Below are 17,474 nucleotides of genomic sequence, written 5' to 3'. Positions count from 1 at the left end.
AAAACAGAAAAAAGAACACACTTGTATAACAATAAAGTGTGTTCTTTTTCGTTGTTTTTTGTATTGTTTAAGAAATAGAATCCAAATCTGGTTATTTTTAAAATTAATCAGTACAGTAATACTTATACATTTATTATATTTAAAAGGGCTATTTCATTGAAAATAATAGATAATTCTACTTTACTAATAAGGTCTACTTCTCCTTTTTCAACGTCAGCATATATTATCTTCGGTAACCTCAATAATTTCACTCAATTGAATATGAGTCGGAGCTAATTTCCATGTAATTAGTAATTTTTTCACATGAATACCTAGCGCTTTATAAAAACCTCCCGTATTTAAATAACAATTCCTCTATCCAATTAAGTAAATTTGTACATTTAAGAAAAACTATTCGAACTCTTAAATTCCAATTACAAGTAACGAAGTATTCTATAAAGGTTAATATTGAAAAATATAAAAGATGGAAGTAGCATAGGGGATTTACGCATAAAGTAAAATTGATGGTAAAATTAACAAAAAATTCATTTAAGTCAGATAAATGGGTGGTGTTTTTCACTTATAATAATGTTAATACAATGAAAATAAGGCTGCGAATTAGTTATTTTAAAAATCAAATTTAGATGGGAAGAGGATAATGAAGACCAGAGATAGTTATAAAATTATTGTAATTGGTGCTGGGACTGCAGGAATATCTTCTACTGCACACTTGTTACGAAATGTACCCTTATTGAAAGAAAATATAGCAATTATTGATCCATCAAAAAAACATTATTTCCAACCACTATGGAGTTTAGTGGGGGGAGGAATTGTTTCAAAGGAAAGTACGATGCGTGATCAAGAAGTGCTTATTCCAAAAGGTGCAACGTGGATTCCTAAAAGTGTCGTTAAGTTGTTTCCGGAAGAAAATAAGCTACTTTTAGATGATGGACTGCTGCTTGAGTATGAAATTCTTATTGTAGCAGCCGGTATACAAATAAATTGGGATGGTATTAAAGGCTTGAAGGAGTCTATTGGGACTAATGGGGTTTGTAGCAATTACTCGTATAAATATGTTGATTCTACTTGGAGAGAAATTGAAAAATTTAAAGGAGGAAATGCAATTTTTACCCACCCAAATACTCCTATCAAATGCGGAGGTGCTCCACAAAAGATTATGTATTTAGCAGAAGAGTATTTTGGTAATAGCGGTGTAAGGAACAAAAGTGAAGTAATGTTTTACACGGCTAACGCTAACATATTTCAGGTTCCACGTTATGCTAATACATTAGAACAAGTGCTAGAAAGAAAGCAAATAATAACAAATTATAATAAAAATTTAGTAGAAATTATCGCTGAGAAGAAAGAGGCAATTTTTGAAGATACGCAAACACTGAAAAGAGAAACAGTACCGTATAGTATGATCCATGTTGTTCCACCTATGGGGCCGCCTAATTTTCTCAAAGAGAGCGAGATAAGTGATCATCAGGGTTGGATAGATATAAGCCCTTATACTTTGCAGCATGTAAAGTATAAGAATATTTTCGGACTTGGAGATTGTACCAATTTACCGACCTCTAAAACTGGAGCGGCAATTCGAAAACAAATACCGGTCTTAAAACAAAATATTATGGACGTACTTAACGGAAGAGATTTGCGTGCTAAATATGATGGATACACATCTTGTCCGATTATTACAGGTTATAAAAGTCTTATACTCGCTGAATTCAACTATGAACATGAGCCTCAAGAAACCTTTCCGTTCAATCAAGCGAAAGAACGATATAGTATGTTTTTACTTAAAAGATATATGTTGCCCTATATGTATTGGAACTTTATGTTGAAAGGGATCCTATAAGGGAAGAGAGAAAGCGGTTATAAAAATTGAAAAGCATTTTGAATTAACTATTTGGAGGGAATAGCTATGCTTTTAAAATATTTTTATGATGAAAAATTAGCACATGCTTCTTATTTAGTTGGTTGTCAGAAGGAAGGCGTAGCAATTGTAATTGATCCAAGTCGCTATATAGAACAATATATAGAATTTTCTAAGAAAGAGGGGATGGAAGTAATTGCTGCGGCTGAAACTCACATTCATGCAGATTTTCTTTCTGGGTCTAGAGAACTTTCAAATCTTTATGATGCAAAGTTATATGTATCTGATGAAGGAGATTGTGATTGGAAATATCAATATCTTAACGAAGGTCGATACAAATTGGTTAGAGAGGGCACAGAGTTTAAAATAGGCCATATAAAATTTAATGTAATTCACACCCCAGGGCATACACCTGAAAGTATTTCTTTTTTAGTAACTGATACGAGTCAAAATAATTATACGAATGATAAGCCGATGGGAATATTCACAGGTGATTTTATATTTGTAGGAGATATAGGAAGACCGGATTTATTAGAAACTGCTGTAGGTATGAAAGATACTGCAAAAATTGGAGCGAAACAATTATTTAATTCTATAAAAAAAATAAAAATACTCCCTGATTATTTGCAAATATGGCCATCACATGGTGCAGGAAGTGCATGTGGAAAAGCATTAGGAGCAATTCCCACTTCTACCTTAGGTTATGAAAAGATGTTCAATTGGGCATTTCAGTGTAATGAAGAAGGTAATTTTGTATCGACTTTATTGACCGGGCAGCCAGAGCCTCCAAGGTATTTTTCATTAATGAAGAATTTAAATAAGTATGGTCCTCCAATTCGTAAGAAGAGAGAAGTTTTTGTTATTAAAACAGTAGAAGAACTTCAAGAAGTTATGAGGAGCGTTCAGCAAATAGTTGATATAAGGGATGTAGAGAGTTTTGCTTCTGGTCACATTGAGAAATCAATTAACATACCGTATAACAATTCTTTTACAACTTGGTGTGGATGGTTACTAGATTATAAAACAGAAACTTTAATCATACTAGATGAGGAAAAGGTTAGAGTGGAGGAGGTTATTAGAGACTTTGAATCTATTGGGCTAGATAATATTATTGCTTTTGTACCTTTAAAGGTAATACAAAGATTGACTAGATTAGAAAGTTATAAAGAAGACACATCAATCGAATTATATCCACATATACAAGGTGGGAGTGTTAAGGTAATTGATGTGCGTAGTAAAAAAGAGTGGGAGGAAGGACATCTTCATGATGCAATACATATCCCTTTAGGAAATCTATCTAAGCAGCTAGATTGCATACCAAAAGATTGCCCAATAGTATTACAATGTCGAACCGGATTGCGTTCCGCTATAGCAGCTAGTATTTTACAAAAAGCTGATATAAAAGAAGTAATTAATTTAAAGGGAGGATTTCTTGCATGGAAAAAAGAAAAGCTTCCTTACACAACTTGTAATCTCAATGTGTAGGGAAATAATTCTTATTAATTTAAAAGGGTTATGATACACTTTACACCCGAGGCGAAGAATAAAAGAATCGAAGTAAAATGAAATCCAAGCCACATTTTACAGTTAAAATAGAAGAATTTAAAAAGCTGAAAAAAACAACTTATAGCATATAAGGTGTTTTTTTACCTCTAAATTAGGGCTAGCCAAAAGAGTTACTAGGCAAAAAAACAATTACCATGGAAGAGTTCGTTCATGATTATAGAGAGCAAATCACCTGAAATCATAAGAACTGGGTGAAGTCTTCTGGAAAGTTAAAATCTGTTATGTATTAAACAACACAAAATATCTATAAAAAAACAACCTCATTATATTAAAGTGGATTTAGAACACATTATGAATACTTTAAAACCAGGATAGGTCTATGAAATAACAGATGCTTATATTGGAATGGATAAAAAACTATTCACACGAGTTATTATATATCAATTAACTGAAAAACAACTTCGAGAACATAAGAAAAAAGAAGTGTATACAGAAAGTAAAAAGGGTATTACGTACTCAGAAAAAATTAAACGATTAACTATCATGAACATTTATGTTACCAATATCCCATCGCTATCAACTTAAGAAATTAATTGTTCCCTAAAGCGAAAAAATAAAATAAATTTCTTTGAACACCTATGAAAAGAATAAATTTTCGTTTTGGGAGTACTTCAAAATGTTAGCTTGATAGCGATGGGATTAGAGCCCAACTGATTAAAGTTTCACTTTATTCCACTCCACTTTCTAATATAGAGAAAGAACCAGTATTACAATCAATTTCTGCCAACGCGCCGTAAGGTAAAATAAACTTTGGCTCGGTATGACCAAAATTTAAATTATAAAGAATCGGCAAATCTTCTAAGTTATATTCTTTCATAACTTTTAGTATTTCATGTTTATATTCTTCATAATACATTTCGTCTTTTGGTTTACCAAAAATGATTCCTTTTGCTTTTTGGAGAATGCCTTGCGCTGCGTAATTTCGTAAACAATACTTTATATAACTTGGTTCTGGATGGTCTTCAGAAGTTTCAAAGAAGAGAATACTATCCTCCCAATGTTTTTTCTCAGGCCAAAGCTCTGTTCCTTTTGCAAATTCAAGTACTTCTATACATCCACCAATTAAACGTCCTTGTACGGTAGTAGAGCCTTGAAGTACCTCATATCCTTTGTTTTGCTGCATCGTACGTCTTGTATCTTTATTTGCCTCTATCCATTCTAAACGCTCACTCGTCCATTCATGAGCTGGTTGAATTTCGCCAATCATTTCATTGGAAAAGAGAGTTCGATTTACCATTTCAACTGTATATGGATCCATCTCTATATTTTCAGCAAAATCGGTTAAAATGGCTGGACCGTAAAAAGAGGAAATTCCTGCTTTATGGCAAAATAAATGTGAAATGGTAACGTCAGAGTACCCCATAAAAATTTTCGGATTTTCACGTATTACATTAAAATCTATATAGGGAAGTAAGCGAATGCTATCTTCACCGCCAATATTTGCGATAATTGCTTTCACGCGCGTATCTTGAAATGCAGTCATTAAATCTTCCGCACGAGCCTGTGGATTGTTATAAATGAATTCGCTACCTTTTAAACTATTCGGCATTGGAACAACCGTAAGACCGAAAACTTCTTCTAATCTCTTTACTCCTTGATCATATCGCCATCTTATTTCAGAATCACCTGCGCCTCCCCATGAAGGACTTACTGTTGCCACAATATCTCCTACCTGTAATCTCTTTGGTTTCTTTAACATGTTAACTCCGCTCCTACATAATGTAATGGACTACGATAATACAAACTGTAGCATTGAAAAATATGATGCATGACATTAGTTTCTTCATCATCAATTCGTTTACCTGCTGGTATTCAAGAATTTAGCAGTAGTGTTGAATATAGGGAAAAACGCATTATATTTAAAAAGTATAGTATGCAACATTGCATGAGAAAGAGGGTTGCTATTTCTCACAACCTATAACTGTAATGATTACAGGTTGGTCGTATCCAATCAAAAATAAAATCATCATGAATGGAGATGTTTCATAATGGGTATGAAAAAAATAATTTTAGCAGGAGCTTTAGGTATTGCGGCATTATCAGGAACGAATTTACCAGGATTAGAAGTAACAAAAGCGAGTGCTGCTTCTATTGAATCGAATTTCTCAACATTAGAAGGACGAGTAGTAGAAGTAGATAACGGTGTAATTGTTGTTAAATCTAAGCAATATGAAGAACCTGTTAGTGTGTATATAGATTCTCTTTCAAACGTGAAAGTAGGAGATGAAGTAAAAGCTACTGGATCTATGATGCGTAATTTTACAGAATATATGGTTGCAACTGCAATTGAAAATACAACAAACAAGTTAGGTATGCACATGAAAGAAGATGGCTCACCTGATTATGTAATTGGAGAAGTAGCAAAAGTAGGAACGATGGAAGATGAGGGAGACGGTGCTACTAAATATGTCGTAGTGGAGTATCCATCGCTAAACGGGAAGAAAGTGATTATTGATGTTTTCTTAACAAAGGGACAAGTATTTAATACGGGTGAGAAAGTGAAAATTGATATGAAGTATGTAGGCTGGGGTGGAAGTTCTATTAACTGGAACACAACGGACAATATTGAAAAAGTTCATGAGGTAAAGAGCAACGTTGAAAATAATGATGATGTTTGGATTTGGTCTTAATTAGAATTCTGTAATTAACAAATGTAACATGCAGCACCCATCAAATGATTATTTGATGAGTGCTTTTTTATTTATTCTGCTATTGAGACAAATGGAGCAATTCACGGTTCATATTCATTTTTTAGCATCAATTGCATGTGAAATCAAAACTTTATTTGTAGTACATAATAAATACAGTTGTTTTACTTTTTTAATTACATGTGGATATAAGATGAGGTTGATTTATTACCCTATATTAAAATAAAAATAAACCACTGTTCGATTTGAATATTCCACGATATAATGGTGAGAGTTTATGACAGAATAAATATTTACATAAGAAGTGAGGTACTGTATGAAAAAAAGAACGACAGACATTATTTTTATTATTATCGGTGCATTTCTTTTCGCGTTAGGTGTCAATTTGTTTGTTATCCCGAACGAGTTTGGTGAGGGTGGGGTAACAGGTATCACGATTATTACGTACTATTTATTTGAATGGTCACCGGGCTTAGTTAACTTAATTTTAAATGCGATTTTGTTAATAGTCGGTTATAAATTTTTAAATAAAATCACAACAATTTATACGATTATCGCTGTAGTTACGAACTCGCTATTTCTTCATTTAACAGAAGGCTGGATAATTGCTTCGGATGAAATGCTCGTAAATGCCATTTTTGGAGGAATATTTATTGGGTGCGGGATTGGTCTTATCATTCGCGTTGGCGGAACAACGGCAGGTACTACCATCTTAGCAAGAATGACACATAAGTATTTAGGATGGAGCATTAGCTACGGTCTACTGTTCTTCGATTTAATCGTTGCGTTTTCATCTTATTTCATCATTGGTGCAGAAAAACTGATGATAACAATTATTATGCTATATGTAGCAACGAAAGTAATGGAATTTGTAATTGAAGGTTTAAATCCGAAAAAGGCTATTACGATTATTTCTGACAACCCGAATGAAATCGCCGGGAAGGTGACTACATTAATGGGCAGAGGAGTTACGGTGTACTCAGGTCATGGCTATTACACGAAAACGCCGAAGGATATTCTTTATGTTGTTATTAATAAGCAAGAAGTAGTGAAGCTAAAACGGATTGTTCAAACTACGGATCCGGCTGCATTCATCGCAATACACGATGTTCGTGACGTATTTGGAGAAGGATTCGTTGATATTTCTAAAGCTTAGAACTTATTTTCCATTAAAATAATCTTAATACTAAAACGTAAGAATCTATTTTGAATCATCTGTTTTCAAAATAGATTCTTTTTCTTTTTCTTGCAAAAAATCCAATTGTTTCTTAAGGTAAGGATGTAGAAGGATGAACAAGAGAGGGTTTAATGAAGATGATACATATTTTATTAGCAGATGATGATAAGCATATTAGAGAGTTACTACATTACCATTTACAAAAAGAGGGGTTTAAAGTTTTTGAAGCAGAAGATGGAAAAGTAGCGCAAGACATATTAGAGAAGGAAAATATTCATCTTGCGATAGTAGACATTATGATGCCATTTGTTGATGGCTATACGTTATGTGAAGAAATCCGGAAGTATCATGATATACCTGTTATTTTATTAACTGCGAAAGATCAGTTAGTTGATAAAGAAAAAGGATTCATTTCTGGTACGGACGATTATATTGTAAAACCATTTGAGCCAGCTGAAGTCATTTTCCGTATGAAAGCATTACTGCGTCGTTATCAAATGCTGAGTGCTGATATGATTATGCTGCACGGAACGACTATCGACCGAAAAGGGTTTGAAGTGAAGTGTAACGGTCAAACGATTTTACTTCCGCTGAAGGAATTTGAATTGTTATCACAACTTGCTAGTTATCCTGGAAGAACATTTTCAAGACAAGAACTAATTGAATTAGTATGGGGAATGGATTTTGAAGGAGATGAACGAACAGTCGATGTTCATGTGAAAAGACTAAGAGATCGCTTCTCAAAACGAACGGATGATTTTCAAATTACGACAGTACGCGGACTCGGTTATAAGATGGAGTTGAAATAAAATGAAATCATTATACTCTAGATTTGTTTTTATGACGGTTGGAATTATGCTACTTAGCAGTATTATCGGTTTTTTATTAACGAATGTGTACTATCAAGTGAAGTTAAAGCCGTACAATAGTGAAAAGATTTTAATGTATGCGGAAGAAGTAAAATCGTTATATGAAAAGCAAAGTGAAGAAAATCAAGAGGCATACTTACAGTCTATTGCGAAGCTAGGATATGAAATTTATATTGTCGATGATCAAAAGAATGGAAAGCGTATCGGTAATGCATTTCGTAAAACGACAATAAGTGATGATACCGTTCATAAAGTATTGCAAGGAGAAACGTTTAACGGTGTTTCTACGTATCCAACGCGCCTTTTCATTACAGGATTTTTCGATAATGAATTAATTAATAGTGTCGGGGTCCCGGTACAACACGGTGATAAACAGTACGCCTTATTCATTCGCCCTGACATTCAGCAACAATTTGGTGAGATGCGAATTTTCTTAGCGGTATTACTTGGGTTTATCGTACTATTAAGTATTATCTTTATCGCAATCGCAGCAGGTTATATCGTTCGTCCTATTCGTAAATTTACAAGGGCTACGCAAAAAATTGCGAGTGGGGAATATGAAATTGAATTAGACGTAAAACGAAAAGATGAAATAGGGACGTTATCTACAAGCTTCCAAAAGATGACGAAAAGTATTAAAGAACTAGATGAGATGAGGCAAGAATTCGTTTCGAATGTTTCACACGAATTTCAATCGCCGCTTTCTTCTATACAAGGGTTTTCGAAAACATTGCAAACAGAAAAGATGAGCGTGGAAGACAGAAATCACTATTTACAAATTATTGAGGGCGAAAGTAAGCGAATGTCTAGTTTATGTAAACAGTTACTTACGCTAGCGTCATTAGATAAAGAAGAGAAAGTGTTGCAAATAAAAGAATTCAATCTACAAAAGCAAATTAAAGACGTCATTTTTATGCTCGAATGGAAATGGCGTGAAAAAGACATCGCCGTTGAATTTGATGTGCCGGATATTATAATACAAGGTGATGAAAACTTACTTCATCAAGTATGGAGTAACATCTTTACGAATAGCATTAAGTTTTCAAGCGACGGAGGGACCATTGAGTTTTTTGTCGAAGAGTTAGAGTCTAGTATCATGATTTCTATATCAGACAACGGAATTGGTATGGATAAAGAAGAAATGGACCGTATATTTGATCGTTTTTATAAAGTGGATACTGCAAGAGCGAGAAACGTAGAAGGTAGTGGCTTAGGATTATCCATCGTGCAGAAAATTGTGGAACTGCATAACGGAAACGTTTCAGTGTATAGTATGAAAGGAGAAGGGACGACTGTTCAGGTGGAGCTTCCGAAATAGATGAAAGAGGCTGTTTGGGAACAGCCTCTTTTTTTGTCTCTAGTATACGTGTAAAGTGAAAAAATGTGAGTCATTTTCATTACATAATCGGACGAGTTTGTGGAGTGAGCTCAGGAGGAAGTTTATTTGAACATGTAGAATCTCTACAGAGTTATAAGGATTTTATTGAGACTTTAACTATTCAGGGAGGAAATTACTTTGAAACGAACTGACTTGTTATTAAACGTACTAGATTCAACATTCGATAAAGAGAGTTGGTATGCACCGTTTAAACATGCTATAGAAGGACTTACAGCCGAACAGGCTACGTGGAAACCATCTGGTGAGGCAACGAATACCATTTGGGAGAACGTTAATCATCTTATTTATTACAAAGAGAGGCTTGCTGCAAACTTAGAAGGCCGTGAATGGACACATAATCTCGACGGTAATGACACCTTTTATCTTACTGAACAATCTAATGATGACATGGAATGGAAGAAAGTTATTGAACGTTCTGAAAATGCTCAGCGTAATTTAAGACAGGTATTGAGCACAATTTCTGAAAAAGAGCTTGAACAAAATTCACTTGAGGGAAAATTACTAGATATCATGCTTCATGATGCTTATCATACAGGCCAAATTATTCAATTAAGGAAAATGCAGGGGTCTTGGCCAGCAAATCGATAATTGAACGTTTTAGTTGGTGCTATTGTTGAATAAAATTTAGATATTCAAACGACTTTATTGTTATATTTTTAGTGAAGTATTTTACATCCAAAATGAAATAACTATATTTTTAACCCCGTCCCCAATTTAGAACGGGGTTATGTTTAGTTTGCTATAAAGCCGCACCTTTCCCGTGCTCAATTTTAAACCGCACTCCAAAAGTATCCGCTGTAATTTCATCAGCTTTCGGCAATGCTCGTAATTTCGGATGAAGTAGCCATACGAGAGAAATAAATAAAATCCCGATGCTAGCGAGCGCGAAAATGAGTTGGCTACTAAATACATTTGCGGCGTATCCACCAATTAAAGAGCCGAATGGCATAGCAATTGTGCCCATACTTCGCATGACTGAATTGATGCGTCCGATATATTGATTTGGGATTACCATTTGGCTAATTGTCGCAAATAATATGTTCGTGGCACCAATTGGAATCCAAGCTAGGCCGAATAAGAAAATAGATAGCCATTGAAATGGTACGATCGTAGAGAGAAACCAAAAGATAGCGCCAGTTGTAAAGCTAATAATAGAGACACGACCAACATTCCGTTTGCCAACCCATGAACTGAATAATGCACCGATAAGACTACCTGCTGATATAGCAGCTAAGAAGAAGCCGTATGATTTCACACCTCCTAAAGAGTCAGCGAAAGAAGGGAGTATTGCCATCGTCATACCAATTGAAAAATTAGCGACAACGGTACCAATTAAGAATACGCCCATTAATGAACGGAAGACGATCGAAAAACCTTCTTTTAAATCAGAGAAATATTGTTTAGTTGATAGGGATGTATTGGTTTCTGCTTGCTTTGGCATTTTTAATGAAAAGAACAAAAGGGCAGTAATCGCGAATGTAAAAGAGTCGATTACATATAAAGTGATTGCGCCAAATAGTGCTACTAATATGCCAGAAAGCATCGTACAAATTAAATCAATGCCTTGATATGCAAATGAAAAGAGTGAATTTCCTTTTAATAATTGTGTTTTATGCAGTAGAAGTGGTAAAGCTTTTGATTGTGCGGGATAGGCGAATTGTTCGATAAAGGCTACGATGGGCATGATGATGAGTAGTAGTTGAACGGTTAATAGATCGAAGTAGTGTGTAATAGGAATGATTAAAATAAGAATGCATTGCAAAACTTGTGTGATGACGAGGGTGTTTTTTATTGACCATCTATCAACAAATGGCCCGGTAAGAAATTGAAGTGCAGAAGGTAATAATGTAAGAAAACCAGCCAATCCAGAATAAAAAGGATTACCACTCAGCTTATATACGAGCCACATCGCGGCTACATAATACAAACTATCTCCTATGTTTGTAAAAATTCTCCCTAAAAATAATAAGAGGAAATTCCGGTTTTTTAATATGTCCACTTTATCTACTCCTTTATAATAAATTTATTCGGTAAAATAAATTTGGCCGTTTGTATAAAAAAAATCGTATTACGATTTTTCTTCTTTTTTCACAAATCGCTGTATTGCTCGTTCGTCGATTTGTAGTGCAGTAGTAGAAATGTAATAAGATTTACTATTTGGATCTTTATCCGCATCTTTTGCGATATCATTTAATTCAGCCATCAATTCATGAAACTTTTTCACCCACACTTGAAATTGTTCTGGCGTAGCATCAAATTCCCAGCAAGATGAAACGTAATTCCACTCAGCTGGATCTTCGCTTACTTTTCGTAATGTAAAAGCTTCTTCTGGTGCAGCGAGAATATGGCTTTTCGTTCTTTCCGTCATTTGTAAAAAGATTTGGCGACCTGATTCGCTTAACATTTCTAAATGAGGTAATAAATCTGCGGCAGGGGTGAAGCTTCTAGCGACAGATTGATAAAACTTTTGAATGATGCCATTCTTTTCTTCTGTATAAACAATTTCTATAAAACCATTCTTTTCTAATTCTTTTAAATGATAATGAATTTTCGCCCTTGGAATGCCGAATTTCTCAGATAGTAATTGTCCTGTATAAGGGCGTTCGCATAGACGCATCATCATTTCGACACGTAGTGGATCGCTTATTGCTTTTAGTTGGCTATAAGTAGTGAGTGTTAACATGGGCTTCAAAATGATCAACTCCTCAAATGAAATTACTCGGTCAAGATTATTTGACTGAATTGTATCAAGGATTTTAATTATTTTCAATACTTTCTGAAAATTAATTCTTATCCTCTGTAATCTTCTGTTCATATTCCGTTCATATTTCTTTTTTATGATAGGTGCATAGAAAGAAAGAGGAAGGAGCGAGCGAAATGTTTTTAGCTCTGCGTGAATTAAAACAATCAAAATTACGATACGGATTAATCGGACTGATTATGGTGTTATTATCATTTTTAGTTCTTGTTATTTCAGGATTAGCAAATGGACTATCATATGATAATGCTTCATCGATTCAAAATATGGAGGCAAATAAGTTCGTTTTAGCAGATGATGCAGAAAATAAATTACTTCGTTCACAAATTAAGAAAGACGATGTTGATAACGTAGTAAATCAAGTAGGCGAGAAAGAGGCTGTTCCGTTTCGTGTAAAAGTTTCAACGTATGAAAAGAAAGATAGTTCGAAAAAGGTTGATGTTGCTATTTTCTCAAGTGAACGTGATTCATTTTTAGAACCGAACATTGTAAAAGGTGAGAAATTAGGCACAGCAAATAATGAAATGGTTGCTGACGAATCAATTAAAGAAAAAGGAATTGATATTGGAGATACAATTATTGATCCTGTTTCAAAGAAAGAATTTAAAATTGTTGGATTTACAAAAGATCAAATGTTTAGCCATACACCAGTCGTTTATGTAAATGAAGACGTATGGGGCGCTATTTCACAACCAAATCAAAAAGATTATAGTGCAATTGCACTTAACACAGATAAAGAGATTAAAAATGCACACGTAATTGACAAAAAAGAAGTACTGCAAAGTATTCCAGGATTTAAAGAAGAGCAAGGGACATTAACGATGATCATTGCATTCTTATTAGTTATCGCTGCGTTATTAATTGGTGTATTCTTCTACGTCATTACACTGCAAAAAACACAGCAATTAGGCGTATTAAAAGCAATTGGTACGAAGAACTCTTATTTAGCAAATAGCTTAGTCGTACAGGCGTTATTCTTATCAGTCGTTGCGATGGTAATCAGTATTGTTCTTGTACAAGGATTAGAACAAATTTTACCGGCAGGTATGCCATTCTTATTAACAACACCGATGATTGCACAATATGCAGCAATCTTTATCGTAATTAGTATTTTAGGAACACTTATTTCGTTATACCAAGTATTAAAAGTTGATGCGCTAGAAGCAATTGGAGGCGGGATGTAATGACTTCATTATTAAAATTAGACAGAGTAAGTAAAGTGTACGGAGAAGGAAATACGGAAGTAACAGCCCTTCATCCGATGTCGCTTGATGTGAAAGCTGGAGAGTTTATCGGAATCGTCGGTCCTTCTGGATCTGGGAAAAGTACGTTGTTATCAATCGCGGGTGCTTTATTATCACCGTCAAAAGGGGATATTTACATTCGTGAACAAAATATTACGAAGCTATCAGAAAAGGAAATGACGGACATTCGTTTGAAAAAAATCGGCTTCATTTTCCAATTCGCAAATCTTGTTCCATATTTAAATGTAAAAGAACAATTGCTTTACATTGCAAAGTTAAAAAAAGAAAGTAAACAAGAATCAGAAAAGCGTGCGGATCATTTATTAGCGGCATTTGGATTAGGCGAAAGAAAAAATCATTATCCCAATCAACTATCTGGCGGGGAAAAACAAAGGGTAGCAATCGCTCGTGCGTTCATGAACAATCCGGATTTAATATTAGCGGATGAACCAACGGCAAGCTTAGACTCAAAACGTGCACGTGAAGTTGTAGAAATGATGAAACGTGAAGTGAAAGAGAGCCAAAAAGCAGCAATTATGATTACGCATGATGAAAGAATGCTTGATGTATGCGATCGTATATTGACGCTAAGAGATGGGAAGTTAATATAAAGAAAAAAGACAATCGCACAAGTGTGCGGTTGTCTTTTTTATAATTGCTTTATTTTGAGAATAACGCTTTAATTTTATTTCGTGTAATTAATAAAACGCCGCCTAAGACAGATAACATACCTAAAGCCATATTGTTTGATTGCTCACTACCAGCGTTAGGAAGTTCTCTAGCGTTATTGTTTGTGTTTGTAGTACCAGTTTTTGTTTCTGGTTGTTTCGCTTGAGATACTTCATTAATTTTGTTATCTACATTTTGCTTCGTAGTATGTACCTCAGCTAATTTGTCCTCAATTTTTTTCTCAGTATGTTTAAAGTCGTTAATTTTAATATCTAAGTCTTGTTTTTTCTTTGTTAAATCATCTGAAACAGTTTGTTTCGCTTGTTTAATTTCGTTAATTTTATTTAGTAAATCTTCTCTAGCTTTTTGTAATTCAGCTAGTTTGTTTTTTACATCTTGTTTCGCTAGTTCTAAGTTAGCGGAAAGACTATCTAAATTGCCTTTAATTTTCTTAAGTTCCTCTAACGTGTTCCCAGTATGCGGCTTATTTTCTTTTAACTCAGCAAGTTTGTCCTCAGCAGTTTGTTTTGCTTTCTTTAACTCAGCTAATTTTTCATCTACCTGTTTTTTAACTTCCTTAAGTTCATTAACCTTTTGATCAATGTTCTCTTTATGTTGCTTCATTTCATTCACTTTTTCATCGACAGTTTGTTTCTGTTCTTTAATTTCATTCACTTTGTTATCGATATTTTGCTTATGTTCTTTCACTTCAGCAACTTTATCTTCTACTTGTTTTTTATGCTCTTTTATTTCATCGATTTTATCTTCGGCGATTTGCTTGTCTTGCTGAAGTTTTGCATCTAACTCTTCTTTACGTTGTTTTATTTCGTTAATTTTTTCATCAGCAACTTGTTTACGCTCGTGTAGTTCATTCACCTTCGTATCAACATTTTCCTTAACTTTGTTAAGTTCATTTAATGTTTGATCCACGTTTTCTTTGTGTTGCTGCAATTTCGCATCTAGCTCTTGTTTGTGTTGCTTAATTTCAGCTAATCGATCTCCCGTGCTTTGCTGAGGAGTAGCATCAGTTACTTCTGCATGAGCAGAGTTTGCGCCAGCAATCATTGCTAAAGCTAGTGTAGACGCAGCAATTGTTTGTTTTGTTTTCATATTTTTGTACCTCTTTTCTTTCATATGCATGAACTGTTTTGTGTAAAAATGAGCATATAGAAGTAGATTATCTTATCATTATATACCATGTTAAGTGGTTAGAGGAAGGATTTGCATAATAATCTATCATTATGTAATTTTTAAATTCTTTTATTTTGGAGTAGGGGACAAATCTTTAGCTAGATGAACAATTTCTTTTATAGTAGAGTTTACATCCTTACTATTACGAATAACAAACAAATAATCCGCCTCGTTTTCTATCGGATCAACCACATCTTCATGTAGTGATTCAGACTGTTGTCGATCGAGTACTTCCTTGAAATTAGAATATCCACCTCTAAAAATATTCGTACTTCGTGTGCTTCGAGCTACTCTTTCGTAAAGGACATCATCTGGAATGTCAAAATGAATGAGTATACGTACATATTCCTCTTTCTGAAACAATTCATTTAGCAAATACATCCGGCCATTTCGACTTCTATTTGAGTTGCAAATAATAAGATGTAAACTCGTATGTTCTTTTGCATAATCAACAATGAATTTCGAAAGACCATGTTTAAATGTATTAGCGCCTTCAGCTGGTTGTAACTTTTCATAATGCATGTTAATAAATTCAGCTTGGTTATCTTGATCCATAACGAAAGAGTGAGGTAACTCTTTTTCTAGTTCTTTAGCAAATGTAGTTTTTCCGCTGTGTGTTTTTCCTATTGTAAGAATGACGAATCGTTTCATATTGGCCTCCATATGTATTGTTATAATTTGGTGCATTCTGTGTGAATTGATAATTTTCCTGCTAGAGAATATACAAAGTGTCAGAGTTGTAGCAGGCTGAAAACTTGACAAAAAAACTTATTTATGCTATAATTTACCAATGTAAAAATAAAGTGTATAATAGGGTTCTCCTGGCCAGGGGAACCCTATTTTTATTGTCAAAATGAAGGAGTGTATGTGCGTGAAAAAAGGTGAATCAAGTATAACGTCGCTAGTATCGGCTTTCGGAAGGGCATATCACAGTGAATTTGATAGTCCGAAAATATTTGATGATTATGTAGCTAAAGAGTTCATTTCACAAAAAGAACGTAACGATATTGAAACAAATATGGTTCAAGGAATACAGTTTTTTAATACAGACATTGCACAGCAGTTTCAAGACAATCCACAAGAAATATTAAAATGGATTACACAAGTTCAATTATCACCAACACCTTTGGCACGTGCGGCATATTGTGAAAGAGTATTACTACATGAAATTGCATTAGGTGCAAAACAATACGTCATACTCGGTGCAGGCTTGGACACGTTCAGTTTCAGACATCGAGAATTAGAGAATGAAATAGAAATATTTGAAGTGGATCATCCTTCTACACAAAGATTTAAGAAGGAGAGAATAAAAGAAGCAGAACTTGAAATTCCAAACAACCTTCATTTTATTTCGATGGATTTCACGAAAGGATTTTCCAGTGAACAGTTACGGAATGAAGGATTTGAAAATAAAAAGACTTTCTTTAGCCTATTAGGTGTTACGTACTATTTAACGAAAGAGGAGTTATCTAGGTTAATAGAACGTTTATTTGCGATGGTTCCAGAGGGGAGTTCTATCGTATTCGATTATCCGGATGAAAACTTATTTAAGGAAAAAGGATTGTCCAATCGAGTTGAAAATATGGTGAAAATGGCTGCAGTAGGTGGAGAACCGATGAAATCGTGTTTTTCTTATAACGAAATGGAAGCACTGTTAGAAAAGGCGGGCTTACTCATTTTTGAGCATTTATCGCCAGAAGACATAAATAAATTATATTTTGAAGGACGAAACGATTATTTAAAAGCTTTCGAGACGGTGCATTATGTGCATGCGGTGAAGAAGTAGGAATTAGTAGGCATGGGGAGAAATCTCTGTGTCTTTTTTGGGGAAACAAAAGAGAAAATAGAAGGTGTTAAAATTACATATAAGTTTATATTTGCTGCTCAATAAACGATCCTCTCACGTAAGTTCGTACCACATATTCACTTTTATTTACAAAAAAATACTATTAATTATTTTCGGATAATTGTTATAATATAGTTAAATTGATATAAAAGTTTTTTCTAGATTATGTATTTGAAGAATTCTCATGCAAAAAGAGCCAGTTCTCAAGTAGAGAGCTGGCTCTTTTTTTGAAGAGAAGTAGGTTTAGATGTA

The 17,474-nt window shown here is 34.2% G+C and carries 15 protein-coding genes and 1 pseudogene; 11 read left to right on the top strand and 5 right to left on the bottom strand.

The window, feature by feature from the left end:
* Positions 1-637: 637 nt before the first annotated feature.
* From AAG068_RS16000 to AAG068_RS15990, 3 genes and pseudogenes are all read left to right on the top strand, one after another.
* Positions 638-1,837: an FAD/NAD(P)-binding oxidoreductase gene (locus AAG068_RS16000; RefSeq protein WP_342714941.1), complete on the top strand. Its 1,200-nt coding sequence runs from the start codon at positions 638-640 to the stop codon at positions 1,835-1,837.
* A gap of 66 nt (positions 1,838-1,903) precedes the next feature.
* Entirely contained in the window at positions 1,904-3,340 is a 1,437-nt protein-coding gene (locus AAG068_RS15995; protein WP_342714940.1) for an MBL fold metallo-hydrolase, read from the top strand.
* 324 nt (positions 3,341-3,664) lie between these two features.
* Positions 3,665-3,931: pseudogene (locus AAG068_RS15990) on the top strand (IS4 family transposase); the annotation flags it as partial.
* 157 nt (positions 3,932-4,088) lie between these two features.
* Here AAG068_RS15990 and AAG068_RS15985 read toward each other — a convergent pair.
* Positions 4,089-5,120, bottom strand: a complete 1,032-nt coding sequence (locus tag AAG068_RS15985) for a S66 family peptidase (protein ID WP_342714939.1) — start codon at positions 5,118-5,120, stop codon at positions 4,089-4,091.
* 289 nt (positions 5,121-5,409) lie between these two features.
* On the opposite strand from AAG068_RS15985, the gene AAG068_RS15980 reads away from it, so the two are divergent.
* From AAG068_RS15980 to AAG068_RS15960, 5 genes are all read left to right on the top strand, one after another.
* On the top strand, positions 5,410-6,051 hold the full coding sequence (locus tag AAG068_RS15980; protein WP_342714938.1) for a hypothetical protein: 642 nt from the start codon (positions 5,410-5,412) through the stop codon (positions 6,049-6,051).
* Between the two features lie 334 nt (positions 6,052-6,385).
* A complete protein-coding gene (locus AAG068_RS15975; protein ID WP_342714937.1) occupies positions 6,386-7,225 on the top strand; it encodes a YitT family protein in 840 nt (279 codons plus the stop codon).
* 152 nt (positions 7,226-7,377) lie between these two features.
* Positions 7,378-8,055 carry a response regulator transcription factor gene (locus AAG068_RS15970; RefSeq protein WP_342714936.1) on the top strand — a complete coding sequence of 226 codons (678 nt, stop codon included), beginning with the start codon at positions 7,378-7,380 and terminating at the stop codon, positions 8,053-8,055.
* A 1-nt stretch (position 8,056) separates the two neighbouring features.
* Entirely contained in the window at positions 8,057-9,433 is a 1,377-nt protein-coding gene (locus AAG068_RS15965; RefSeq protein ID WP_342714935.1) for a sensor histidine kinase, read from the top strand.
* 198 nt (positions 9,434-9,631) lie between these two features.
* Positions 9,632-10,102 (top strand): DinB family protein, encoded by a 471-nt coding sequence (locus AAG068_RS15960; protein ID WP_342714934.1) that lies wholly within the window; start codon positions 9,632-9,634, stop codon positions 10,100-10,102.
* 151 nt (positions 10,103-10,253) lie between these two features.
* Here the strand turns inward: AAG068_RS15960 and AAG068_RS15955 are convergent, their stop codons facing one another.
* Together AAG068_RS15955 and AAG068_RS15950 are read right to left on the bottom strand one after the other, a co-directional pair.
* Positions 10,254-11,513: an MFS transporter gene (locus AAG068_RS15955; RefSeq protein WP_342714933.1), complete on the bottom strand. Its 1,260-nt coding sequence runs from the start codon at positions 11,511-11,513 to the stop codon at positions 10,254-10,256.
* Positions 11,514-11,582: 69 nt separating this feature from the next.
* Entirely contained in the window at positions 11,583-12,206 is a 624-nt protein-coding gene (locus AAG068_RS15950) for an ArsR/SmtB family transcription factor (protein ID WP_342714932.1), read from the bottom strand.
* Between the two features lie 185 nt (positions 12,207-12,391).
* On the opposite strand from AAG068_RS15950, the gene AAG068_RS15945 reads away from it, so the two are divergent.
* On the top strand, positions 12,392-13,456 hold the full coding sequence (locus tag AAG068_RS15945; RefSeq protein ID WP_342714931.1) for an ABC transporter permease: 1,065 nt from the start codon (positions 12,392-12,394) through the stop codon (positions 13,454-13,456).
* Positions 13,456-14,127 carry an ABC transporter ATP-binding protein gene (locus AAG068_RS15940; protein ID WP_342714930.1) on the top strand — a complete coding sequence of 224 codons (672 nt, stop codon included), beginning with the start codon at positions 13,456-13,458 and terminating at the stop codon, positions 14,125-14,127. Before AAG068_RS15945 ends, AAG068_RS15940 begins: the two co-directional genes overlap by 1 nt.
* A gap of 49 nt (positions 14,128-14,176) precedes the next feature.
* Here AAG068_RS15940 and AAG068_RS15935 read toward each other — a convergent pair whose 3' ends face one another.
* Both AAG068_RS15935 and AAG068_RS15930 read right to left on the bottom strand, forming a co-directional pair.
* Positions 14,177-15,295 carry an LPXTG cell wall anchor domain-containing protein gene (locus AAG068_RS15935; protein ID WP_342714929.1) on the bottom strand — a complete coding sequence of 373 codons (1,119 nt, stop codon included), beginning with the start codon at positions 15,293-15,295 and terminating at the stop codon, positions 14,177-14,179.
* A gap of 150 nt (positions 15,296-15,445) precedes the next feature.
* The gene (locus AAG068_RS15930) at positions 15,446-16,039 is read right to left on the bottom strand and encodes an ATP-binding protein (protein WP_342719775.1); all 594 of its coding nucleotides are present in this window, start codon (positions 16,037-16,039) and stop codon (positions 15,446-15,448) included.
* Between the two features lie 202 nt (positions 16,040-16,241).
* On the opposite strand from AAG068_RS15930, the gene AAG068_RS15925 reads away from it, so the two are divergent.
* Positions 16,242-17,162, top strand: a complete 921-nt coding sequence (locus AAG068_RS15925) for a class I SAM-dependent methyltransferase (RefSeq protein WP_342714928.1) — start codon at positions 16,242-16,244, stop codon at positions 17,160-17,162.
* The last annotated feature ends 312 nt before the right edge of the window (positions 17,163-17,474 follow it).

This window comes from Bacillus paramycoides, assembly GCF_038971285.1.
In the GTDB taxonomy this organism is placed as follows: Bacteria; Bacillota; Bacilli; order Bacillales; family Bacillaceae_G; genus Bacillus_A.
The sequence above is the reverse complement of the archived record's forward strand: the minus strand, read 5'-3'. Positions and strand labels throughout refer to the sequence as shown.

Bases quoted from the DNA above. Each gene is read 5' to 3' on its own strand.
- AAG068_RS15935 (WP_342714929.1), bottom strand. From the start codon at position 15,295: ATGAAAACAAAACAAACAATTGCTGCGTCTACACTAGCTTTAGCAATG.
- AAG068_RS15980 (WP_342714938.1), top strand. From the start codon at position 5,410: ATGGGTATGAAAAAAATAATTTTAGCAGGAGCTTTAGGTATTGCGGCA.
- AAG068_RS15940 (WP_342714930.1), top strand. From the start codon at position 13,456: ATGACTTCATTATTAAAATTAGACAGAGTAAGTAAAGTGTACGGAGAA.
- AAG068_RS15945 (WP_342714931.1), top strand. From the start codon at position 12,392: ATGTTTTTAGCTCTGCGTGAATTAAAACAATCAAAATTACGATACGGA.
- AAG068_RS16000 (WP_342714941.1), top strand. From the start codon at position 638: ATGAAGACCAGAGATAGTTATAAAATTATTGTAATTGGTGCTGGGACT.
- AAG068_RS15970 (WP_342714936.1), top strand. From the start codon at position 7,378: ATGAAGATGATACATATTTTATTAGCAGATGATGATAAGCATATTAGA.
- AAG068_RS15975 (WP_342714937.1), top strand. From the start codon at position 6,386: ATGAAAAAAAGAACGACAGACATTATTTTTATTATTATCGGTGCATTT.
- AAG068_RS15995 (WP_342714940.1), top strand. From the start codon at position 1,904: ATGCTTTTAAAATATTTTTATGATGAAAAATTAGCACATGCTTCTTAT.
- AAG068_RS15930 (WP_342719775.1), bottom strand. From the start codon at position 16,039: ATGGAGGCCAATATGAAACGATTCGTCATTCTTACAATAGGAAAAACA.
- AAG068_RS15985 (WP_342714939.1), bottom strand. From the start codon at position 5,120: ATGTTAAAGAAACCAAAGAGATTACAGGTAGGAGATATTGTGGCAACA.
- AAG068_RS15965 (WP_342714935.1), top strand. From the start codon at position 8,057: ATGAAATCATTATACTCTAGATTTGTTTTTATGACGGTTGGAATTATG.
- AAG068_RS15925 (WP_342714928.1), top strand. From the start codon at position 16,242: ATGTGCGTGAAAAAAGGTGAATCAAGTATAACGTCGCTAGTATCGGCT.